The 22977-nt window shown below is 55.1% G+C and carries 23 protein-coding genes; 14 read left to right on the top strand and 9 right to left on the bottom strand.

What is annotated here, in order from left to right; all coding sequences use genetic code 11:
* The 7 genes from mrdB (at position 1) to lipA (ending at position 7111) form a co-directional block, all read left to right on the top strand.
* Positions 1–1113 carry a peptidoglycan glycosyltransferase MrdB gene (mrdB, locus tag RY075_RS06550; protein ID WP_015571139.1) on the top strand — a complete coding sequence of 371 codons (1113 nt, stop codon included), beginning with the start codon at positions 1–3 and terminating at the stop codon, positions 1111–1113.
* Between the two features lie 16 nt (positions 1114–1129).
* Positions 1130–2236, top strand: a complete 1107-nt coding sequence (gene rlpA / locus RY075_RS06545; protein ID WP_276191044.1) for an endolytic peptidoglycan transglycosylase RlpA — start codon at positions 1130–1132, stop codon at positions 2234–2236.
* Between the two features lie 138 nt (positions 2237–2374).
* On the top strand, positions 2375–3586 hold the full coding sequence (dacA, locus tag RY075_RS06540; RefSeq protein WP_003858714.1) for a D-alanyl-D-alanine carboxypeptidase DacA: 1212 nt from the start codon (positions 2375–2377) through the stop codon (positions 3584–3586).
* A gap of 107 nt (positions 3587–3693) precedes the next feature.
* Positions 3694–3957: a DUF493 family protein YbeD gene (ybeD, locus tag RY075_RS06535; RefSeq protein WP_003858718.1), complete on the top strand. Its 264-nt coding sequence runs from the start codon at positions 3694–3696 to the stop codon at positions 3955–3957.
* 94 nt (positions 3958–4051) lie between these two features.
* Complete coding sequence (lipB, locus tag RY075_RS06530; RefSeq protein WP_232967338.1) at positions 4052–4693, top strand: lipoyl(octanoyl) transferase LipB; 642 nt, start codon at positions 4052–4054, stop codon at positions 4691–4693.
* 291 nt (positions 4694–4984) lie between these two features.
* Positions 4985–5938: a YbeF family transcriptional regulator gene (locus RY075_RS06525; RefSeq protein WP_023315623.1), complete on the top strand. Its 954-nt coding sequence runs from the start codon at positions 4985–4987 to the stop codon at positions 5936–5938.
* A 207-nt stretch (positions 5939–6145) separates the two neighbouring features.
* Entirely contained in the window at positions 6146–7111 is a 966-nt protein-coding gene (lipA, locus tag RY075_RS06520) for a lipoyl synthase (RefSeq protein WP_006809637.1), read from the top strand.
* A gap of 80 nt (positions 7112–7191) precedes the next feature.
* Here lipA and tatE read toward each other — a convergent pair whose 3' ends face one another.
* Positions 7192–7395: a twin-arginine translocase subunit TatE gene (gene tatE, locus RY075_RS06515; protein ID WP_003858723.1), complete on the bottom strand. Its 204-nt coding sequence runs from the start codon at positions 7393–7395 to the stop codon at positions 7192–7194.
* Positions 7396–7520: 125 nt separating this feature from the next.
* Positions 7521–8309 (bottom strand): deaminated glutathione amidase, encoded by a 789-nt coding sequence (locus RY075_RS06510; protein WP_232967336.1) that lies wholly within the window; start codon positions 8307–8309, stop codon positions 7521–7523.
* 67 nt (positions 8310–8376) lie between these two features.
* Here RY075_RS06510 and crcB point away from each other — a divergent pair, with 67 nt between their 5' ends.
* Positions 8377–8760: a fluoride efflux transporter CrcB gene (gene crcB, locus RY075_RS06505; RefSeq protein WP_017382474.1), complete on the top strand. Its 384-nt coding sequence runs from the start codon at positions 8377–8379 to the stop codon at positions 8758–8760.
* A gap of 219 nt (positions 8761–8979) precedes the next feature.
* Here the strand turns inward: crcB and cspE are convergent, their stop codons facing one another.
* The 7 genes from cspE to RY075_RS06470 form a co-directional block, all read right to left on the bottom strand.
* A complete protein-coding gene (gene cspE, locus RY075_RS06500; protein ID WP_002439184.1) occupies positions 8980–9189 on the bottom strand; it encodes a transcription antiterminator/RNA stability regulator CspE in 210 nt (69 codons plus the stop codon).
* A gap of 190 nt (positions 9190–9379) precedes the next feature.
* Positions 9380–9997 (bottom strand): lipid IV(A) palmitoyltransferase PagP, encoded by a 618-nt coding sequence (gene pagP, locus RY075_RS06495; protein ID WP_088196724.1) that lies wholly within the window; start codon positions 9995–9997, stop codon positions 9380–9382.
* 119 nt (positions 9998–10116) lie between these two features.
* Positions 10117–13233, bottom strand: coding sequence for an efflux RND transporter permease subunit (locus RY075_RS06490; RefSeq protein ID WP_302378201.1), 3117 nt, complete (start codon positions 13231–13233; stop codon positions 10117–10119).
* Positions 13230–14429, bottom strand: a complete 1200-nt coding sequence (locus RY075_RS06485) for an efflux RND transporter periplasmic adaptor subunit (RefSeq protein ID WP_063401324.1) — start codon at positions 14427–14429, stop codon at positions 13230–13232. Before RY075_RS06485 ends, RY075_RS06490 begins: the two co-directional genes overlap by 4 nt.
* On the bottom strand, positions 14426–15682 hold the full coding sequence (locus RY075_RS06480; protein WP_233131842.1) for a TolC family protein: 1257 nt from the start codon (positions 15680–15682) through the stop codon (positions 14426–14428). Before RY075_RS06480 ends, RY075_RS06485 begins: the two co-directional genes overlap by 4 nt.
* An 11-nt stretch (positions 15683–15693) precedes the next feature.
* Entirely contained in the window at positions 15694–15987 is a 294-nt protein-coding gene (locus tag RY075_RS06475; protein WP_032608845.1) for a copper-binding protein, read from the bottom strand.
* Between the two features lie 53 nt (positions 15988–16040).
* A complete protein-coding gene (locus RY075_RS06470) occupies positions 16041–16442 on the bottom strand; it encodes a hypothetical protein (RefSeq protein WP_302378202.1) in 402 nt (133 codons plus the stop codon).
* A gap of 339 nt (positions 16443–16781) precedes the next feature.
* Between RY075_RS06470 and dcuC the strand changes: the two genes are divergently transcribed.
* The 6 genes from dcuC (at position 16782) to ypdE (ending at position 22965) form a co-directional block, all read left to right on the top strand.
* Entirely contained in the window at positions 16782–18149 is a 1368-nt protein-coding gene (gene dcuC, locus RY075_RS06465; RefSeq protein ID WP_017382481.1) for an anaerobic C4-dicarboxylate transporter DcuC, read from the top strand.
* A 94-nt stretch (positions 18150–18243) separates the two neighbouring features.
* Positions 18244–19053 (top strand): ribonuclease I, encoded by an 810-nt coding sequence (rna, locus tag RY075_RS06460; protein ID WP_023315614.1) that lies wholly within the window; start codon positions 18244–18246, stop codon positions 19051–19053.
* Between the two features lie 173 nt (positions 19054–19226).
* Positions 19227–19550: a fructose PTS transporter subunit IIB gene (locus RY075_RS06455; protein ID WP_058659397.1), complete on the top strand. Its 324-nt coding sequence runs from the start codon at positions 19227–19229 to the stop codon at positions 19548–19550.
* 27 nt (positions 19551–19577) lie between these two features.
* Positions 19578–20828: a PTS fructose transporter subunit IIC gene (locus tag RY075_RS06450; RefSeq protein WP_338628328.1), complete on the top strand. Its 1251-nt coding sequence runs from the start codon at positions 19578–19580 to the stop codon at positions 20826–20828.
* Positions 20829–20839: 11 nt separating this feature from the next.
* Positions 20840–21922 (top strand): aminopeptidase, encoded by a 1083-nt coding sequence (gene ypdF, locus RY075_RS06445; protein ID WP_032608839.1) that lies wholly within the window; start codon positions 20840–20842, stop codon positions 21920–21922.
* Positions 21923–21924: 2 nt separating this feature from the next.
* On the top strand, positions 21925–22965 hold the full coding sequence (ypdE, locus tag RY075_RS06440) for an aminopeptidase (protein ID WP_023324306.1): 1041 nt from the start codon (positions 21925–21927) through the stop codon (positions 22963–22965).
* Positions 22966–22977: the final 12 nt, after the last annotated feature.

The raw sequence follows: 22977 nt of genomic DNA, 5'->3' as shown, positions 1-22977 counted from the left end.
ATGACGGATAATCCGAATAAAAAATCGCTGTGGGACAAGATCCACATCGACCCAGCCATGCTGCTGATTCTGCTGGCTCTGCTGGTCTATAGCGCTCTCGTTATCTGGAGCGCCAGCGGCCAGGATATCGGCATGATGGAGCGTAAAATCGGCCAGATCGCCATGGGTCTGGTTATTATGGTGGTGATGGCGCAAATACCGCCGCGCGTGTACGAGGGCTGGGCGCCCTATCTCTATATTTTCTGTATCATTTTGTTGGTGGCAGTAGATGCTTTCGGCGCCATCTCGAAGGGGGCACAGCGCTGGCTGGATCTGGGGATTGTCCGCTTCCAGCCGTCGGAAATCGCCAAAATCGCCGTCCCGCTGATGGTGGCGCGCTTTATTAACCGCGACGTCTGCCCGCCGTCGTTGAAAAATACCGCCATTGCGCTGGTGCTGATTTTCCTGCCGACGCTGCTCGTGGCCGCACAGCCGGACCTCGGTACCTCGATTCTTATCGCCCTCTCCGGCCTGTTCGTCCTGTTCCTGTCCGGCCTGAGCTGGCGTCTGATTGGTATCGCCGTGGTGCTGGTTGCCGCGTTTATCCCTATCCTCTGGTTCTTCCTGATGCATGATTACCAGCGTCAGCGCGTTATGATGCTGCTCGATCCCGAGACCGATCCGCTGGGCGCAGGCTATCATATTATTCAGTCGAAGATTGCGATTGGCTCCGGCGGCCTGCGCGGCAAAGGCTGGCTGCACGGTACGCAGTCGCAGCTCGAATTTTTACCGGAACGCCACACCGACTTTATCTTTGCCGTTCTGGCTGAGGAGTTAGGGCTGGTTGGCATCCTGGTTCTGCTTGCACTCTACGTGCTGCTGATCATGCGAGGTTTGTGGATTGCCGCACGCGCCCAAACCACCTTTGGTCGCGTGATGGCAGGCGGATTAATGTTGATTTTGTTCGTTTATGTCTTCGTAAATATTGGTATGGTGAGTGGGATTCTGCCGGTTGTCGGCGTACCGCTGCCGCTGGTGAGTTACGGGGGCTCGGCACTGATCGTGTTGATGGCCGGGTTTGGTATCGTCATGTCGATCCATACCCACAGGAAAATGTTGTCCAAAAGCGTATAAAAATAAGGGGATCGCAATGCGTAAGCAGTGGCTGGGGATCTACATCGCAGCAAGTTTACTTGCCGCCTGTACAAGTGATGATGGTCAGCAACAGGCAACCGTCGCGCCGCCGCAGCCTGCGGTCTGTAATGGCCCGATTGTCGAGATTAGCGGTGCCGATCCCGTTTATGAACCGCTGAACGCCAGCGTGAATCAGGATTATCAGCGCGACGGTAAAAGCTATAAAATCGTTCAGGATCCTTCCCGTTTCAGCCAGGCTGGCTTTGCTGCCATCTATGACGCTGAGCCCGGTAGCAACCTGACCGCGTCGGGTGAAACCTTCGATCCGATGCAGATCACGGCGGCACACCCGACGCTGCCTGTCCCGAGCTATGCACGCATCACTAACCTGGCGAATGGCCGAATGATCGTGGTGCGTATCAACGATCGCGGTCCTTACGGCACCGATCGCGTGATCTCCCTGTCCCGCGCGGCGGCCGACCGTCTGAACACCTCAAACAATACTAAAGTGCGTATCGACCCAATTATCGTGGCGCAGGATGGTTCGCTGTCTGGCCCGGGCACGGCCTGTACCACGGTCGCGAAACAGACCTATGCCCTGCCCGCTCGCCCGGATCTGAGCGGTGGTATGGGGGGCGCTTCAACGCCGGCAGAGCCCACACAGCCGCAGGGTGAAGTGCGTGCTATCAGCAACGATACGCTGCAAAGTGAAGACGCGACAGGCGCCCCGGTGAAAAGCAGTGGTTTCCTTGGCGCACCCACCACGTTAGCGCCGGGCGTGATTGAATCAAATGAACCTGCCCCAGCGCCTGCGCCCGTCGTTGCTGCACCCGCTGCACAACCCGCCCCGGTGACCGCGCCTGCTGCTACGCAGACTGCGGCGCCTGCGACGGCGAGCGGCAGCTACGTGGTTCAGGTTGGCGCTGTCAGCGATCGGACCCGTGCAGAGCAATATCAGCAGCGTTTAAGCAAACAGTTTGGCGTGCCAGGCCGCGTTGAGCAAAACGGTGCGGTATGGCGTATCCAGATGGGTCCGTTTGCCAGCAAATCGCAGGCAGCATCCCTGCAACAGCGTTTGCAGAGCGAGGCGCAGCTCCAGTCGTTTATCGCTGTTGCAAAATAATTATTCGGTGGTATCCGAAATGTCAGTTTGTGTAAACCACGTTAACACTCTCATGATGAAAGTCGGATGCCTGCCCGTATAGCATTTGCTATAGTAAGGCACTTTTTTAATTCCATCACGGATGTCGTAGTTCTGACCATGAAGACCACTTTTTCTGCTCGTTTTGTGCAGCGCATGGCGCTGACCACGGCCCTTTGCGCTGCTGCATTCTCCGCAGCTCACGCGGATGACCTGAACATCAAGACCATGATCCCTGGCGTTCCGCAGATCGACGCGGAATCCTACATCCTGATTGATTACAACTCCGGCAAAGTTCTGGCAGAACAGAACGCCGATGCCCGCCGCGATCCGGCCAGCCTGACCAAAATGATGACCAGCTATGTTATCGGCCAGGCTATGAAAGCAGGCAAATTCAAAGAAACCGACCTGGTGACTATCGGTAACGATGCGTGGGCAACCGGCAACCCCGTGTTCAAAGGTTCATCGCTGATGTTCCTGAAACCTGGCATGCAGGTTCCGGTCTCTCAGCTTATCCGTGGCATCAACTTGCAGTCCGGTAACGACGCCTGCGTGGCCATGGCTGATTTTGCCGCGGGCAGCCAGGACGCGTTTGTGGGCCTGATGAACAGCTACGTCTCCGCGCTGGGTCTGAAAAACAGCCACTTCCAGACCGTTCACGGCCTGGACGCCGAGGGTCAGTACAGCTCCGCGCGTGACATGGCGCTGATCGGTCAGGCGCTGATCCGCGACGTGCCAAACGAGTACTCTATCTACAAAGAGAAAGAGTTCACCTTCAACGGCATTCGTCAGACCAACCGTAACGGCCTGCTGTGGGACAACAGCCTGAACGTCGACGGTATCAAAACCGGCCACACCGATAAAGCTGGTTATAACCTGGTGGCCTCCGCCACTGAAGGTCAGATGCGTCTGATCTCTGCCGTGATGGGGGGGCGTACGTTTAAAGGACGCGAAACGGAAAGCAAAAAACTGCTGACCTGGGGCTTCCGCTTCTTCGAAACCGTGAACCCGCTGAAAGCCGGTAAAGAATTTGCCTCTGAACCTGTCTGGTTTGGCGATAACGACCGCGCTTCCCTGGGCGTGGACAAAGATCTCTATCTGACTATCCCACGCGGTCGTATGAAAGATCTGAAAGCCAGCTACGTGCTGAATACCACCGAGCTGCACGCCCCACTGCAAAAGAATCAGGTCGTGGGTACTATCAACTTCCAGCTGGATGGCAAAACCATCGATCAACGCCCGCTGGTGGTGCTGGAGGAGATTCCTGAAGGCAATTTCTTCGGCAAAATCATTGATTACATTAAGCTGATGTTCCATCACTGGTTTGGTTAAAAATTGAACACTTGAAAGTGTGATTTTGATCCCCATATACTACGTATCAGTAAAACTCCCGCCCCGTGGCGGGAGTTATTATTTTTTACACACACGCCGGAGCTGACATGAAAACCAAACTTAACGAACTGCTTGAATTCCCTACCCCTTTTACTTACAAAGTAATGGGTCTGGCGAAACCTGAGCTGGTTGATCAGGTGGTTGAAGTGGTACAGCGCCATGCGCCGGGCGACTACTCTCCATCAGTCAAACCGAGCAGCAAAGGTAATTACCACTCGGTCTCAATCACCATCACTGCGACACACATTGAGCAGGTTGAGACGCTGTACGAAGAGCTCGGCAATATCGAAATTGTTCGTATGGTGCTGTAGTCCCTCAGCGGTTACCCGGTTTGCCGGGTAACCCACTTCCCCGCTGTGATATACTCCGCGTTACCTATTCTCCCTTGTCTTCGGAGACGTCCTTTTGTACCAGGATAAAATTCTTGTTCGCCATCTTGGGATACAGCCTTACGAGCCAGTCTCTCAGGCTATGCATGACTTTACCGATATGCGCGATGACACCACCCCTGATGAAATCTGGCTGGTTGAACACATGCCGGTGTTTACTCAGGGCCAGGCAGGAAAAGCCGAACATTTATTGATGACGGGTGATATCCCGGTGATCCAGAGCGATCGCGGTGGACAGGTAACCTACCACGGCCCGGGCCAGCAGGTAATGTATGTCCTGCTTAACCTGAAACGCAGAAAGCTGGGCGTACGTGAGCTCGTGACCTTACTGGAACAGACCGTGGTGAACACGCTCGCTGAGTACGGTATCGACGCTCATCCTCGCGCCGATGCCCCGGGCGTCTACGTGGGAGAGAAGAAAATCTGTTCGCTGGGGCTGCGTATCCGCAAAGGCTGCTCGTTCCACGGGCTGGCGCTGAATATCAATATGGATCTCACCCCTTTCCAGCGCATCAACCCATGCGGGTATGCGGGTATGGAAATGACGCAAATGCGCCAGTGGGTCGCTACCGCCACGCCTGAGAATATCCGCCCCGTGCTTCTGAAGATGTTTTTAGCGCTGCTTAACAATCCTGACTACGAATATATTGCTGCTTAACACACTTCCGGCAGTGGTTCGGTTATTTGACTAGCCACTGCTTAATTGCCGCATTTACGCTTTACAATAAACCGCATATTCTATATTTTCGAGTCGCCCATATATTAGCGTCCCATATTAATTAGAACCTTAATAGTACCATCACCGGGTATCGTGTAACGTGCGTGATAATCACCCAACTGCTTGTTTTCGATAAACAAGGGAAACTTACGAAACACTTTACGAATCTCTGCAAGCATAATAAATAAATTCAACTATCATTCATATTGTGAATGGATACGGAGTAAGAGCGTGGAGCCTACTAATTTACCAGCCAAACGCCTGAATGAAACCAGCGGCGAAGATAAGCCGCAAATTTTCCGGACTTTACGTAATATTGATCTCAATTTATTGACTATTTTTGAGGCGGTATATGTCCACAAAGGTATCGTTAATGCTGCGAAAATTCTTAATCTCACACCCTCTGCTATTAGCCAGTCAATTCAAAAATTGCGCGCGATATTTCCCGATCCCTTATTTATTCGTAAAGGCCAGGGCGTAACCCCCACCGCGTACGCAACCCATCTGCATGAGTACATCAGCCAGGGTCTGGAATCGATTCTGGGCGCGCTGGATCTCACCGGCAGTTACGATAAGCAACGAACCATCACCATAGGCACTTCTCCCTCTGTGGGCGTTCTGGTCATGCCCGCTATTTACCAGGCTGTTAAACAGCATGCGCCACAGCTGCTGATCCGCAATGTGCCCGTTAACGATCCGGAAACTCAGCTGGCGCAATTCCAGACGGACCTGATCATCGACAGCAACAGCTTCGCGGCCAGAGCATTAGGGCATAACGTTCTCTATACCGACTCTCTGGCGCTCGTTTGTCGTCAGAATCATCCTGTATTGAGCGCACCTTTAACGCCTGAAAATTTGCGTCATTACGAACATGCAACCTTTATGTCCGAGGGGCAGGGCCCGGATCCGCTGCGCCAGCGTATTGACGAACTGTTCCCGGACCGTCTGATCAGCTTCAGCAGTTACAATATGTTTACCCTCGCGGCCCTGATTGGCAGCAGCGATTTGCTCTGTATTATGCCTGTGCGTCTCTTCGCTTTACTTCAAAAATGCTGGCCGCTGGAGAGCATTCCATTGAGTCAACTTACGACGGAATCTGTTGAAATCTCACTGCATTACAACAAGCTAAGCCTGCGCGATCCGGTGCTGGAAAACGTCATTAACGTGATCCGCCAGGCTTTCTGATCCCGCCTTTCAGCGCAAGCCCCTGCCGCAAGCGGGGCAAAAGGCACAAAACAACAACTATTTTACAAATTGGCGACCTGGCAGGCTGCTTTATCGCCCCTTTAAATGATATACTGCCTGTCGTTCGTTCAAAAATAGTTGATAATTACAACATTCCCTTGAATTGAAACGCTTTCCTTCGATATTCGCAACTGGAACACGCACGCTATGAGTAAACCCATTGTGATGGAACGCGGTGTTAAATACCGCGATGCCGATAAAATGGCCCTTATCCCGGTTAAAAACGTGGCTACAGAGCGCGAGGCGCTGTTAAGAAAACCGGAATGGATGAAAATCAAACTTCCGGCCGACTCTTCGCGTATCCAGGGGATCAAAGCGGCGATGCGCAAAAATGGTCTTCACTCTGTCTGTGAAGAGGCCTCGTGCCCTAACCTTGCTGAATGTTTCAATCACGGTACCGCGACATTTATGATTCTGGGTGCCATCTGCACCCGCCGCTGTCCGTTCTGTGACGTTGCCCATGGCCGTCCTGTTGCGCCAGACGCTAACGAACCGCAAAAACTGGCGCAGACGATTGCCGATATGGCGCTGCGTTATGTTGTTATTACCTCCGTTGACCGTGACGATCTGCGCGATGGCGGTGCTCAGCATTTTGCTGACTGTATTACCGCCATCCGCGAAAAAAGCCCGAACATTAAGATTGAGACGCTGGTGCCGGATTTCCGTGGCCGTATGGATCGCGCGCTCGATATCCTGACCGCGACGCCACCAGACGTGTTCAACCACAACCTGGAGAACGTACCGCGTATCTACCGTCAGGTACGTCCCGGTGCAGACTACAACTGGTCGCTGAAGCTGCTGGAACGCTTTAAAGAAGCCCATCCGCATATTCCAACCAAGTCTGGTCTGATGGTCGGCCTGGGTGAAACCAACGCTGAGATCATTGAAGTGATGCGCGATCTGCGCCGCCACGGCGTCACCATGCTGACGCTGGGCCAGTACCTCCAGCCAAGCCGTCACCACCTGCCTGTACAGCGTTACGTAAGCCCGGATGAGTTCGATGAAATGAAAGCCGAAGCGATGGCGATGGGCTTTACCCATGCCGCGTGCGGTCCGTTTGTTCGCTCCTCTTATCACGCCGATATGCAGGCGAAGGGCGAAGAAGTGAAATAAAGCTGTAAAATTTATTTACAGTAAAACAAAAAACCGGCCTCGTGAGCCGGTTTTTTTATGCAAGCCTTGCAGCATTGCCATTACTCTTTGTGTGAAAGCTTCTGTGCAGTGATGTCATCTTCGGCACTTTTCTTCGCTGCCGCGTCGTCATCGTTCATTGCTTTCTTAAAGCCCTTAATGGCAGCACCCAGGTCTCCACCCAGCGTGCGTAACTTCTTGGTACCGAACAGCAGGACGACCAGTGCGGCAACCACCAGCAGTTTGGTAATACTAATCTCACCCATAAATACCTTCTTTACATGAAACAGGCTGCATTCCGCCAAAAAACCTGAACGTATTAACGGTCATTTGGCGCGTGCACACAATAGCAATCTGTAACAAGGTGAATCAAGCATTGTTGAAAAAAACATCACATTAATTGCGGTGGCGCAAACCTGCGGTTGCGCAGAACAGGTAATTGCTGCCGCGCAAGCGCTATTCGGGCTGAAATTATCTCCGTCAGCAATAACGCAGGCGTCTCCGCTGCCGCAACAACCGTCACCCCCAGCGGATCGACAACCCTGCTCTGCCCAATATTTTTGTTACCACATTCACCCGCGGCTACCACGTAACAGGTGGTATCCAGCGCGCGTGCTGCCAGCAGCGTCGCCCAGTGATGCTCCTTAAGCGGTCCTTTGACCCACGCGGCGGGCAGAACCAGCACCTCCGCCCCCTGCAATGCCAGGTTCAGCGCCAGCTCGGGAAAACGGATATCGTAGCAGGTCATCAGGCCAACCTTAAAACCCTCCACCTCAATCAGCGGCGGAATTACACTCCCCGGATCGACCAGGCGCGACTCCTGAACGCTGAACGCATCATACAGATGAAGTTTGGCGTAGCTCGCGGCAATGGCACCCTCACGTATCGCCACCAGCGTGTTCACCGCGCGCCCCGGCGAGGACGGAATATGGACCGTCAATATCGTGGTGAGCGCGCTGCCAACGCTTTCGGCCAGCAGTCGTTTCAGAAACGCCCCTTCCAGCGTTTGCGCAGACTTTACCGACAGGTCCGGATCGCCATCATCACGGGCCAGTAACGCCTCGGGAAGTACCAGCAACGACGCCCCCTTTTGCTTCGCCGCATGCATCAGGGAGACGCATTTTTCCGCGTTTTCATTCCAGTCCGGCGTCACCGCGAACTGCCCTACTGCAACATACATAATTGTCTCCCGGTCAAAAACAGCGTTACACTCGACGCACTTACACAGCAAATAGCAGGTACTGACAGTGTTACAACTACTTATAGCCGTTTTTATTGGTGGAGGCACGGGTAGCGTTGCGCGGTGGCTCTTAAGCATGCGGTTTAACCCTCTGCATCAGGCCATTCCGATGGGGACACTGGCGGCAAATCTGATCGGGGCGTTTATTATTGGGATGGGGCTGGCCTGGTTTAATCGCATGACCAACATCGACCCTATGTGGAAGGTTCTGATTACAACCGGTTTCTGCGGCGGCTTAACAACGTTTTCTACCTTCTCTGCGGAGGTGGTGTTTCTGTTTCAGGAAGGCCGGATGGGCTGGGCGCTGACGAACATTGCCGTTAACATGCTTGGCTCGTTTGCGATGACTGCGATCGCATTCTGGTTATTTTCCTCCGCCAGCGGACATTAAGCACGGCAACCTTAATGTTGGCTTAATTTTTCTCTGTCACTCTTGGCTCAATATTGAACGAGGGTGATAGCATGAAAGAAAATCTCTTAGGCGCAGGTATGGTATTGCTAAGCGTCGCGATCGTCGCCAGCTTCCTGAAGATCTATCTTATCGGTTGATTCAGAACGAAAAAAACCCGCTCATTGAGCGGGTTTTGAAATTCTTGCTGACGCGTCTGAATTACAGAGCGATTACGTTAGCAGCAGAAGGGCCTTTGGCACCGTTAGTGATTTCGAACTCTACGCGCTGACCTTCAGCCAGAGTTTTGAAACCATTAGACTGGATTGCAGAGAAGTGTACGAACACGTCTTTGCTGCCATCTTCAGGAGTAATGAAACCGAATCCTTTGGACTCATTAAACCACTTAACGTTACCTTTAATCTTAGACATCAAAATTACCTTTACATTAAAAAACGACACAAATGCTGTGTCGGGTATCAGTACAACAATTGTGAGGCGTTTTGTCCAGCGGATCTTTGATAAAAAGTGACAAAAGTCGCGTTAATTTTCGCTGTCCGATTTTTATCCTTTACATTTTAATGTCTGTGCATTTTTTGGCCGATTTAGCAGAAAAATTCAGTTAAAACTGAAACCGCATCCAGGCAAAGTAAACGTTACCGTTGTTATACGTACCCGGTATGTAGGTCATCTGAAACGTCGCCGGACCGTAACCAATGGAGGCAAGCGGCAGCAGTACCGGAACAGGAATGTATTTCCAGTTATCACGCGCCGTAAACCCTGCCGTATAGCCCAGCCCGAGACGGAAGTTGTCGTCTGATAACGGACGCCAGGTTTTTTCCCAGCCGTAACCGCCAATAGGCTCCCATTTATTGTAGGAGTCCTTAAACGCCATCAGGTACAGGCCATGCCAGTTACCTTTTTCATCCCAGCGAGACTGACCGAAGCCGGCCCCCCACGGACGTTCGTTATAACGGTCTGTTTTTTCTTTATCGTAGGCGAAACGTGCATGCCACGTAATGGCCGGAATATAGAGATCGTAATGCTCAGGTTCATTCCATGTTTGCGCGACGTTATCCGTGAAGGTGGTGAACCAGCCTTTATCCGCTGTATTGCTGTCTGCATTAACAGCAGACGCACACGATAACTGCCCAATAATAAACAACAAAATCAGGGGGAATTTAATTCGTACAATCACAATGCCATTACCATATTTAGTATTCGGTGCAGACCTTAACACAGAATACTTGAATGAACGCTTAACAGCATGGGTGTTATTCCTAATTACCATCCCGTTCCTGGGAATAATCTGAGGATACATAAACTGCATGCCTGAATAAGCACATGCAGTTGACATATTTAACGTTGATGTAACAATTTGTAGAGTGCGGGAATAACTAACATCGACAATAACGGTGCCGTTACCATGCCACCAATCATCGGCGCGGCAATACGTTGCATCACCTCCGAGCCACTCCCACTCCCCCACATGATGGGCAGCAGTCCTGCCATAATAGTGGCGACCGTCATCACCTTCGGACGCACGCGCAGCACGGCACCTTCGTGGATCGCCCGCATCAGCACCGTATTTCCCCCTTCTGGCTCCAGCCTGTGATATTTATCGATCGCATGATTCAAATAAAGAACCATAATTACGCCGAATTCTGCCGCCACTCCGGAAAGGGCGATAAAGCCAACGGCCCCCGCCACTGACAAATTATATTCAAGCAGCCACAATAACCACACGCCCCCAATAAGCGCGAACGGCAATGCCCCCATTATTATCAGGACATTTGATATCCGCCTGAAGGTTAACCATAAAAGGACGAATATAATCATCAGCGTGACAGGTAAAACTATTTTGAGCCTCGCGGTCGCCCGTTCCAGATATTCAAACTGCCCGGACCAGGAGAGAGACACGCCCTGCGGCAATACCACCTTCTCCTCCACCCGTTTTTGCATTTCATCCACGGCGGACTTCAGATCGCGCCCGCGCAAGTCAACATAGATCCAGCTGGAAAGGCGCGCGTTTTCACTTTTTAGCATCGGTGGGCCTTCCGTCACGACGATATCGGCCAATTCCCCCAGCGCCACCTGGCTACCGCTGGCGGTCACTACCGGCAACACCCGCAACGCGTCGACGTTATCACGCAAATCGCGGGGATAACGCAGGTTGATGGGATACCGCTCGCGTCCCTGGATCACCTCGCCAATGTTATCGCCCCCGACCAGCGTGGAGACCAGGCTTTGCAGTTCATCGACGGAAACGCCGTAGCGCGCGGCTTTTTGCCGATCGATACGAATATCCACGTAGCGTCCGCCTTCCAGACGCTCCGCCAGCGCAGAGGAGACGCCAGGAACGTCCTTCACCACCTGCTCAATCTGCCGGGCCACACGCTCAATGTCGGCAATATTATTGCCGTTCACCTTAATGCCGACCGGGCTTTTGATCCCGGTTGCCAGCATGTCCAGACGGTTACGGACAGGCGGCACCCACACATTGGCAATGCCCGGCAGCGACACGGTTTTATCGAGCTCCTCCACCAGCTTTTGCGGCGTCATTCCTGGCCGCCACTGCTCGCGGGGCTTAAAGTGGATGGTTGTTTCCAGCATGGTTAATGGCGCGGGATCGGTTGCCGACTCTGCCCGACCGGCTTTGCCAAACACGCTCGCCACCTCCGGGACGCTTTTGATCAAGCGGTCCGTCTGCTGAAGCAGCCGTGATGCCTCGCGAGCAGAGATCCCCGGCAGCGTGGAGGGCATATAGAGTAAATCTCCTTCATCCAGCGGCGGCATAAATTCGCTTCCCAGGCGGCTCAGCGGCCAGAGCGTGGCGATCAGCAGCAGACATGCCAGTGCCAGCGTCGTTTTCGGGAAGGTCAGTACCTTGTCCAGCAGCGGCTCATACAGGCGGATCAGGAGGCGGTTGATCGGGTTTGCCTTCTCATCCGGGATTTTCCCGCGAATGAAAAAGCCCATTAGCACCGGCACCAGGGTGATCCCAAGCCCGGCGGCCACGGCCATCGACCAGGTTTTGGTGAACGCCAGCGGCGAGAACATTCTCCCCTCCTGCGCTTCCAGCGAAAAAACCGGTATAAATGACAGCGTGATGATTAACAGGCTGCAAAACAGCGCCGGTCCCACTTCAACCGCCGCCTTTTCCGCCAGACGCCAGTATTCCCCCGGCGCGGGCTCCTTGCCCGGATTATCATGCCGCCACTGCTCCAGCACCTTGTGCATGTTTTCAATCATCACAATTGCGGCATCCACCATCGCCCCAATGGCAATGGCGATCCCGCCGAGCGACATCATATTCGCGTTAATGCCCTGATAGTGCATCACCACAAAAGCCCCGAGGATCCCCAGCGGCAGAGAGACCATCGCCACCAGCGCGGAGCGCAGGTGGAACAGGAACAGCGCACACACCAGTACCACCACGGCAAACTCTTCGAGCAGCTTGTGCGTCAGCGTTTTGACCGAGTCCTCAATCAGCGTGGAACGATCGTAGACCGGAACAATCTCGACGCCCTGCGGCAGCGTTTCTTGCAGCTCGCTCAGTTTCGCTTTTACCGCATGAAGCGTTTCCAGCGCATTCTGCCCGTAGCGCATCACGATCACGCCGCCAGCGACCTCCCCTTCACCGTTAAGCTCCGCCACACCCCGGCGGATCTCCGGGCCAATGCCAATGGTGGCGACATCTTTCAGCAGGACAGGTACGCCATCGCGGGTAGCGATCACCACATTGCGAAAATCCTCCAGCGAGCGCAAATAGCCCGTTGTCCGCACCATATACTCCGCTTCGCCCATCTCCAGCAGGGCGCCGCCGCTCTCCTTATTGGCGGCCTGCACCGCGCCGGATAGCTGGCTGTGGGTAATATTCAGCGCGCGCATTTTCGCCGGGTCCGCCACGATCTGATACTGACGCACCATTCCGCCAATACTTGCCACCTCAGATACATTCGGTACCGTCTTAAGCTCGAACTTAAGCGTCCAGTCCTGTAGGGCCCGCAGATCTGCCAGGCTGTGTTTTCCACTACGGTCGATCAGTGCATATTCGTAGATCCAGCCGACGCCCGTCGCATCCGGCCCCAGCGACACCTTCACGCCCGGCGGAAACTGCGCCTGTACCTGGCTTAAATATTCCAGCACCCGGGATCGCGCCCAGTAGAGATCGGTGCCATCCTCAAACAGCACATACACATAAGCGTCACCAAACATTGAAAAACCGCGCACGGTTTTAGCGCCCGGCACAGACAACATGGAGGTTGTCAGCGGCCAGGTCACCTGATCTTCAATCACCTGCGGCGCTTTCCCGGGGTAACTCGCTTTGATAATGACCTGCACATCAGACAGATCGGGCAACGCGTCCAGCGGCGCGCGTTGCACCGCCCACCAGCCCCAGCCTGCCATCATCAGTGCGGCCAGGATCACCAGCAGGCGGTTACGCAACGAGGCGCGAATCACAGCGGCAATCATGGCGTCACCTCCGGCATCACGCTACGCAGGCTGGCTTCGGAATCAATGAGGAATTGCCCGGACGTCACCACCTTATCGCCCTCTTTGACCCCGGACAGGATCGCCGTCCAGCCCTGCGCCGTCAGGCCGGTTGTCACCGTCACAGGCTGGAAATAACCGTCCCCGGTAGCCAGCAGCAGACGCGCAGACTCTCCGCTGTTAATCACCGCCTCTTCCGGCACCGCCAGCACCGGCGGGCCTTTCATCTCTTCCGCACGCCTGACGGAGAGGTACATACCCGGCTTCAGCTTATGTGCGGAATTTTCCATCACGATACGGGCTTTCAGGGTTCGCGTGGTCGTCTCCATCTGCGGCAGCAATTCGCTGACCGTGCCGTGGAATTGCTCCCCCGGCCAGCTTTCTGACGTTGCGACCACGTTGCTGCCCACTGCCAGAGACTGCGCCTGCGTTTGCGGGTAATCGACCACCAGCCAGACCGGATCGAGGCTGGCGATCTCAAACAGCGGAGCCGTTGCGGTGATTTGCGCCCCTTCCCGCACGTCCAGCTTCACCACATAGCCGGCCTGGTCAGCGCGCAGGATGAGCGTGGTCTGCGGCTTGCCGCTACGCTCCAGCAAACGAATGACCTCTTCCGGCATAAACTGCAACGCCAGCCGCTCGCGTGCGGCGCGGGTCAATGCGGCATCGCCAAGCTGACGAACTGCGAGATACTCCTGCTGGGCGGTGGTCCATTGCGGGATCCACAGTTGCGCCAGCGCCTCTCCGGCTTTCACCTGCTGCTGCGGTGCATTAACAAACAATTTTGACACCACGCCATTGGCCGGAGCTGACACCACCGAGACGTTACGTTCATCCGTTGCAACCGTGGCAAAGGCCGAGAACGGCGAAACCAGCTGGCGCATCTCAACGTTGGCGGTTTTCATCCCCAGGTTTTGCTGCTGTTGAGTGCTGATGGCCACGCCTGACGCCGCCTGCGCTTCATCAGCGTAGCGCGGGACCAGATCCATATCCATAAAGGGGGATTTACCCGGCTTATCGAAGCGCTGACCGGGTACCATGGGGTCGTACCAGTAAAGCACCTTACGTTCAGAGGGTTGTGCAGCCGCAGCCGGCTGATGCGTCTGCTTCTGTCCGACAAAATAGCCGCCAGCGGCAGCTATCGCGATGGCAATCGCCATTAACGTTGTTTTTTTCATTGCGCCAGCTCCTGCGGGATCAACCAGTTCACGGCAGCCCAGGTTCGCGCCATTTCGCGCTCCGCCTGGTTCACCGCCAGTTCCGTATCCAGTACGCCACGACGCGCCTCCAGCAGGGCCGGAAGCGCCGACTGTCCAGAGCGATATTGCGCCGTCAGTACCGCCAGCCGTTGACGCTGCAACGGTAGTACCTCGTCCCGCTGTCGCTGCCACACCGTTTGCGCAGCCTGATACTGCGCCACCAGCGTTTGCACCTGGGCAATGTGTTCGCGCTTGAGCAGCGTCAGTTGATCCGCCGCCTGCATAGAGCGGGAAACATCGGCGGCGTAATCCTTGTCCTGACGTTTTGACTGGAACAGAGGCAGATCCACGCTGAACATCACGCCAGCCATATCGTCATAGCCTTCAGCGCGGTGGGCGTAATAGACCTCCACATCCACATCGGGTATCGCCGCCACGGCAGATTGCGCTGAACGCGCTTTCGCGGTCTCGGCTTCACGTCGTGCGGCCTCCACTTCCGGGTGCCTGACGATCCCCTCCTGCAACGTTTTTTCATCGGCAGGAAGACGCTGATAGCGCGGCAGCGGACCGCGAACCGCCGTAATCGCGTGCCCCGTAAGCTCCAGCAGACGGCTTTGCGCCAGCTGCACATCCCGCTGCGCCAGCGTCTCTTTGTCGCGCATGGAGCTGAGGATCATTTGCAGGGCCAGTACGCTGTCCGGCATTGCGCTTCCCGCCCCGACGCTCGCCTTCTGCACGCCGCGCTGACGTTCCGTTTCACGGACCAGCGTTCTGGCCGTGTTCAGTGCCTGCTGGGCCAGCGCCAGATCCAGCCAGGCCTGGGCGGTATCACGCTGAAGCGCGGCGCGGACGGCCTCGGATTTTGCCAGCACGCTTCGCGCCTGCGCCTGAAAGGTCTGCGCTTTACGTTCCCGCTTCTCTGAGCTGACGTAGCTTTGCATGATGCCAACCTTCTGCATGGTCATCCCTTCGCGCGTCAGCCGCCGATCGTTGCTGCCCTGTACCGGCACGTTTTCGATGCCGAATTTCAGTTTTGGGTCTGGTAATTGCGTGGCGGAAACCGCCATCGCATCCAGCGCCTGCGCTTCGTTACGGCTGGCGGAGAGTTCTGCTGAGTAGCGCTGGGCTTCGGTCAGGGTGTGTTCGAGCGTCCACGGCTCCGCCTGCGCGGCGGAGGTTAACAGGCCGAACAACACCCCACCGAGCCACAGGCTCAGTGTGTGTTGTTTCATGGTGACCTCGCTTAGCGCGCTGGCGTCAGCGAGATAATCTGGAAACCGTCACCCGCACGCTCAAGCGTGAAGGTCACTTCATCCCCCGGTTTGGTGCCATTCAGCGTGGCGCCGGCAGATAAAGTAAACGGCATGGTCATCGCTGACCATTTTAGTTCCGGTATGGCCTCGTGCCGGAGCATGACGGCGCTGTCAGAGATCGACTGAACCACGCCGCGGCCCTGCCAGGTCTGGTTTGCCTGAACGGTATAAGAAGCGAAAGAGACGGACGCGCCAACCAGCGCGGAAAGGAATACGGTACGCATGATAAAACTCCTGTTAAACGTTAAGTAAATAAAATCAACGAATTAACAGGTTTTTACTCCCGAAACCGGCAATAGCGGATCGTTGCCGGCGGCCCCACAGTAGGAGGGGTAACGGACCACGCAGAATGGCTTGCAGACGAGCACTCTGGCGGAGTTAAGGTCAGGGTCATGGCGGCAGGCAGCGCCACCAGATGCGGCTGGGCAGGATCTTTTTGTACCTGATCCGGCACACAATGTTTTTCACACAGCGGTGAAGCACCGGCAGCATAATGCGGCCCCGGTTGCGCCATCATCTCCATATGCTGGATGGTGGCCACCTCGCCGCGCAAATCCATTGAACATTGATGGGAGGCGACGGCCACCTGAGTCTGGATCAACAGCCAGCCAAACGCCAGCAAAAACATCAGCAGATGTTTTTTGATAAAGCGCAGGCGATATGTCCAGCTGGCGTACATATTGAGATCGTCGGACAGGAGAAAGTGAACCGAGTATAAGCAGGCAAAAGAATGAAAGAGAAGTGGTTTTAAAGAGATTTACGTTTTAAATCGATTGTCGGCAAGTAATACTCAAAACCTTAACACTTCACCATCAATTTAATGACATATAATATCTATTCATCAGGTCAATAACGTCTTAATATAAATGACGCAGGGTTAGCAAAAATATCGTCATCAGTGCCTTTAGTAGTCTCTTTCTTGATTTTAATCAGCAAGGACTGGACATTTATTCGGCACATTTCAGCTTCTTTTTTATTGATTATTTGTCTCTCGGGCAGCAAGGAAATAGGGGAAATCATGCTTACTTTTCTCGAACTCCTCATTGGAGTCGTGGTCATTGTCGGTGTAGCACGCTACATCATTAAAGGTTACTCAGCCACCGGCGTGCTATTTGTCGGCGGCCTGACGCTGCTGATCATTAGCGCGCTAATGGGTCATCAGGTTTTACCCGCCAGCGAAGCCAGTACCGGATATACCGCTACCGATATTGTGGAATATATAAAAATTCTGCTGATGAGCCGCGGCGGCGATCTGGGCATGATGATCATGATGCTCTGCGGATTTGCTGCCTATATGACCCATATCGGCGCGAATGATATGGTGGTAAAACTGGCTTCTAAGCCGCTGCAATATATTAACTCCCCCTATCTGCTGATGGTCGCGGCCTATTTCCTGGCCTGTCTGATGTCATTAGCCGTTTCCTCAGCAACGGGCCTTGGCGTGCTGTTAATGGCAACTTTATTCCCGGTAATGGTTAACGTCGGGATCAGCCGTGGTGCAGCGGCGGCTATTTGCGCCTCTCCGGCGGCGATTATTCTCTCCCCTACTTCCGGTGACGTAGTGCTGGCCGCGAAAGCCGCGGAAATGTCGCTAATTGACTTCGCCTTCAAAACCACACTGCCGATCTCCATCACCGCTATTCTCGGCATGGGCGTGGCGCATTTCTTCTGGCAGCGCTATCTCGATAAGAAAGAGAACGTCAGCCACGAAATGATGGACGTCAGCGAAATCACCACTACCGCCCCGGCGTTTTATTCCATCCTGCCCTTCACGCCGATTATTGGCGTGCTTATTTTCGACGGCAAATGGGGCCCGCAGCTGCACATCATCACTATCCTGGTGATCTGTATGCTGCTGGCGGCCATCCTAGAGTTCGTTCGTGGTTTTAACACCCAGAAAGTGTTCACGGGTCTGGAAGTAGCCTTCCGCGGTATGGCGGATGCCTTCGCGGGCGTGGTGATGCTGCTGGTTGCCGCGGGGGTGTTTGCCCAGGGGCTGAGCACCATCGGCTTTATTCAGAGCCTGATCTCTATCGCCACCTCGTTCGGCTCGGCCAGCATTATCCTGATGCTGGTGCTGGTGGTGCTGACCATGCTGGCGGCGATGACCACCGGCTCCGGTAACGCGCCGTTCTACGCCTTTGTTGAGATGATCCCTAAGCTGGCACACTCCTCCGGCATCAACCCGGCTTACCTGTCCATTCCAATGCTTCAGGCCTCCAACCTGGGTCGTACCATTTCTCCGGTATCGGGCGTGGTGGTTGCGGTTGCGGGGATGGCGAAAATCTCTCCGTTTGAAGTGGTAAAACGCACGTCAGTGCCGGTGCTGGTTGGCCTGATTATCGTTATTATCGCCACCGAAGTGCTGGTTCCCGGCGCTGCCTAAGCGAAATTCCTGATATCCAAAAAGCGCCTGCGGGCGCTTTTTGTGCTTTAATAACCCCCAGAAATTAATCGCGCCCAACCAATCAGGAAAGCAAATGTTCAGGAAGGATATCGTTATCCCGTCTGGCGCAGTAGCGCTTGCACTCTGTGTCTTCTCAATTCAGGCAGATCCGCTTAAGCCAACCCAGTACGGCGATTTCGATCGCTACGTTCTGGCCCTTTCCTGGCAAACCGGATTTTGCCAGAGCATGGTCGAACGTAACCGTGACGAACCGGAAGAGTGTCGCCTGCAAAAAGAGAGCAGCAACAAAACCGATTTTCTGACCGTCCACGGCTTATGGCCAGCATTGCCGAAATCGATTGCCGCTCGCGGAGTGGATGAACGCCGCTGGATGCGCTTCGGCTGCGCCACTCGTCCGGTTCCGAATATGCCGGAAGCAAAAGCCAGCCGCAAATGTGACGCCGCAGAGACCGGACTATCGCTAACGGGCGCGGCGAAGCTGAACAGCGTGATGCCCGGCGCGGGCGGCAACTCCTGCCTTGAACGTTATGAATACGCGAAACACGGCGTCTGCTTTGGTTTTGATCCCGACGCTTACTTCGGCACCATGGTGCGCATGAACCAGGAAGTGAAGCACAGCGCGGCAGGAAAATTTCTGGCGGAAAACTATGGCAAAAGCGTCCGCCGCAGCGACTTCGATACAGCCGTGGCCAAAAGCTGGGGAAAACAGAGCGTAAAAGCGTTCAAGCTTACCTGCCACGGCAATCCGGCTTATCTGACCGAAATGCAGATCTCGCTGAACGCCAGCACCATCAACAACCCACTCTCTGACGGCTCCTTTGCGCCACAGCCGCATCCGGGCAACTGCGGCAAACAGTTTGTCATTGATAAAGCCGGTTACTGATGCTGCGCCGGGCAACTTTTTGCCCGGTTTTTCATTGGCTTCCGTGATATGACGATTAACCTCACACTTCCGCTCACACGCATCATTTTTCCAGCAAAAGCATTATTAATCTGGTAAACATCACTGAAACCTCCCCGTCATAATCGTGGCGTTATCTACAGGAGGAATTTCACATGGCTAAAAAACTGATTGCACTGTGCGCCTGCCCGATGGGCCTGGCACATACCTTCATGGCAGCCCAGGCGCTGGAAGACGCGGCGACGGAAGCCGGTTATGAGGTAAAAATTGAAACCCAGGGCGCGGACGGGATCCAGAATCGCCTGACCCCGCAGGATATTGCCGACGCTGACATTATCATCCACGCCATCGCGATCACCCCGGAAGACAATGAACGCTTCGAAATGCGCGACGTGTATGAGATTACGCTTCAGGACGCCATTAAAAACGCGGCAGGCACCCTGAAAGAGATCGAAGAGATGATTGCAGCAGAACAATAATAATCTTCACATCCAGGGGTTTTCGTCATGGCTATTAAAAAACGCAGCGCGGTTCGCCCGGACAGTCACGAGGGTGACACTCTTGCCATCAAATCCGCACCGGTTGCCGCCGGTGCGTCTTTCTGGAAAGAGCTTCCACAGCACATTATGTCGGGGATATCCCGCATGGTGCCAACACTTATCATGGGCGGGGTTATCCTCGCCATTTCACAGCTTATCGCCTACGTCTGGCTGGAGATCCCGCCTGACACCGGTATTCTCGACGCGCTTAACTCAGGCAAATTCACCGGTTTCAATCTCTCGCTATTGAAATTTGGCTATCTGACTGAATCGTTCGGCGGGCTGCTGTTCAGCTTCGCCATCCCAATGTTTGCCGCCTTTGTCGCCAACTCTATCGGCGGAAAACTGGCCTTCCCGGCCGGGTTTATCGGTGGCCTTGTCGCCACGCAGCCGACGCTGGTGCTGAACTTTGATGCGGAAAAACTGACCTGGCTTGCCACCAAACCCGTGCCCTCCACGTTTATTGGCGCGCTGATTATCGCCATAGCCGCAGGCTATCTGGTCAAATGGCTGAATAGCCGCATTAACGTTCCACAGTATCTGCTGGCCTTTAAAAGCACCTTTCTGATCCCAATCCTCTCGGCGCTGTTTGTAATGCTGGCGATGTATTACATCATCACGCCGATTGGCGGCTGGCTGAATGCAGGTATGCGGACCGTACTGCTGGCGGCGGGTCAGGCGGGCTCCATTATGTACGCCATCGGGATGGCGGCGGCCACGGCGATTGATCTTGGCGGCCCCATTAACAAAGCGGCGGGATTTGTTGGCCTGGGGCTGACAACCGATCATGTCCTGCCCATCACCTCCCGCGCCGTGGCGATTGTTATTCCGCCCATTGGTCTGGGGCTGGCCACGCTGATTGACCATCGTCTGACCGGCAAACGCCTGTTTAGTCCGCAGCTTTATCCGCAAGGCAAAACGGCCATGTTCCTCGCCTTTATGGGCATCAGTGAAGGGGCCATCCCGTTCCTGCTGGAAAATCCGCTTGCGACGCTGCCGGCGTATATGGCGGGCGCGATCGCCGGTGCAATGACTGCCACCGCGCTCGGTGCCGTGCAGTGGTTCCCTGAATCGGCGATCTGGGCGTGGCCACTGGTCACCAATCTGGGAGCGTACATGCTCAGTATTGTGGTCGGGGCGGCGATCACCGCGCTGTTGGTAGTGATTATTCGTAACAGTCTGCACAAGCGCGGGAAACTCGCTATCGACACGCTGTAACGGGGTGAACCATGGAATTACTGAGAAGGCTTCGTGCCTGGCTGGCTGCGGAAAAACTGGACGGCGTGCTCATCTCTTCGCGCCAGAATAAACAGCCGCACCTGGGCATTTCAACCGGTTCGGGATATGTGCTGGTGACACAAACCGCGGCACATATCCTGGTGGATTTCCGTTACTACAGCGATATCGCTTCACGAGCGGCGGGCTATGAGATGCATCTGCTTAACACGGAGAACCCGTTTGCGCAGGCGGTGAACCAGATTATTGCGAAGGAAGCTCTCACCCGTCTTGGCTTTGAGGGTGAATACGTGAGCTGGCAAACAGGCGTGCTGTGGCGCGATACGCTGAATACCGCCCTTTGCAGCACCTCGCTTGACGCGCTGCGGCAGATAAAAACCGCTGACGAAATCGACCGTATCCGTGCAGCATGCGGCATTGCCGACCGCGCCGCACAGCACATCCGGCGTTTCATTCAGCCCGGTATGCGCGAACGTGAAGTCGCTGCCGAGCTGGAGTGGTTTATGAAGCAGGAGGGCGCGGACAAGCCCTCTTTCGACACCATTGTCGCCAGCGGGCCGCGCGGTGCGCTGCCCCACGGCAAAGCCTCTGACAAAGTGATTATGCCTGGCGAGATGATCACCCTTGATTTCGGCGCCCAACACCAGGGGTATTGCTCGGATATGACAAGGACCTTTCTTGTCGCCGGGCAAAACACGCCGCCGGAGGAACACCCTCTCTATGCGGTGTACCAGATCGTTCTGGCGGCACAACAGGCAGCTATTGATGCCATCCGCCCCGGCGTTTCCTGTCATCAGATCGATAGCGCCGCACGTTCCGTGATTGAACGTGCAGGTTACGGTCCGCAGTTCGGGCATAACACCGGCCATGCCATTGGTATTGATGTTCATGAAAATCCACGTTTTTCCCCTACCGACCGCACCCCGTTGCAGCCCGGCATGGTGCTGACCGTTGAGCCGGGGATCTACCTTGAACACCTGGGCGGGGTACGAATTGAAGATGTGGTGCTGGTGACGGAAACGGGCGCCGAGGTGCTTTATACCTTCGACAAACGGCTATTGCTGACGGGAGAATAAGAGTGGACAGAGATTTACTGCGCGCCCTGAGCGAAGCAGACGCCATTGCGGCCTCAGAGCAAGAGGTGCGCGACATCCTGCTCAGTGAGGCGCAAAAGTACCATAAAGAGGTTCAGTTTGATGGGCTGGGTTCCGTGCTTATCCGCGTCAACCAGAGCCGGGGCCCGAAGGTGATGGTCTGCGCCCATATGGATGAAGTCGGTTTTATGGTGCGTAGCGTCTCGCGCGAAGGGGCCATTGATGTCCTGCCCATCGGCAACGTGCGCATGATGGCCCGTACCCTTCAGCCGGTGCGCATCACCACGCGTAACGGGAAAAAAATACCGGGACTGCTGGATGGGGATCTGAAAGGAGAAAACGTTGACAATTTGCGTGTCGACATTGGCGCGACGTCGGCGGAGGAGGTGTTCGCCGCCGGTATCGACGCAGGCGACCGCGTGACGTTCGATACACCCTTTCAAATCCTTCCCCACAATCGGGTGATGGGTAAAGCCTTCGACGATCGTCTCGGCTGTTACCTGCTGATCGCGCTGCTGCGCGAGCTGCACCAGACGCCGCTCGACTGCGAGCTTTGGCTGGTGGCCAGCTCAAGTGAAGAGGTCGGCCTGCGCGGCGGCCAGACCGCCACGCGCGCCATTCATCCTGATATCGCGCTGGTGCTGGATACCGCCTGCTGGTCAAAAAATTTCGATTATGGCAGCGCCAACCATCGCCAGATCGGTGCGGGCCCGATGCTGGTGCTGTACGACAAAACGCTCATCGCCCCAGCCAAACTGATTGCGCTGGCTGAGACAATCGCGCGCTCGCAGGGGATCCCGCTGCAAAAAGACATGTTCAGCAACGGCGGAACGGACGGCGGGGCGATCCATCTCTTCGGCACTGGCGTGCCGACTCTTGTGCTTGGTCCCCCTACCCGACACGGGCACTGCGCGGCATCCATTGCCGACGAAAAAGACATTCATCACACCCAACAACTGCTTGTCGCGCTTGTGGCAGGCATGAACCGTGAGACCGTGGATCATCTGACGGACTTCAGATGCTGATCTCACGCGGCC

This window comes from Enterobacter sp. JJBC, from assembly GCF_036936505.1.
GTDB classification, from domain to species: Bacteria; Pseudomonadota; Gammaproteobacteria; order Enterobacterales; family Enterobacteriaceae; genus Enterobacter; species Enterobacter hormaechei_C.
This window is presented reverse-complemented; position numbering and strand designations above follow the sequence as displayed.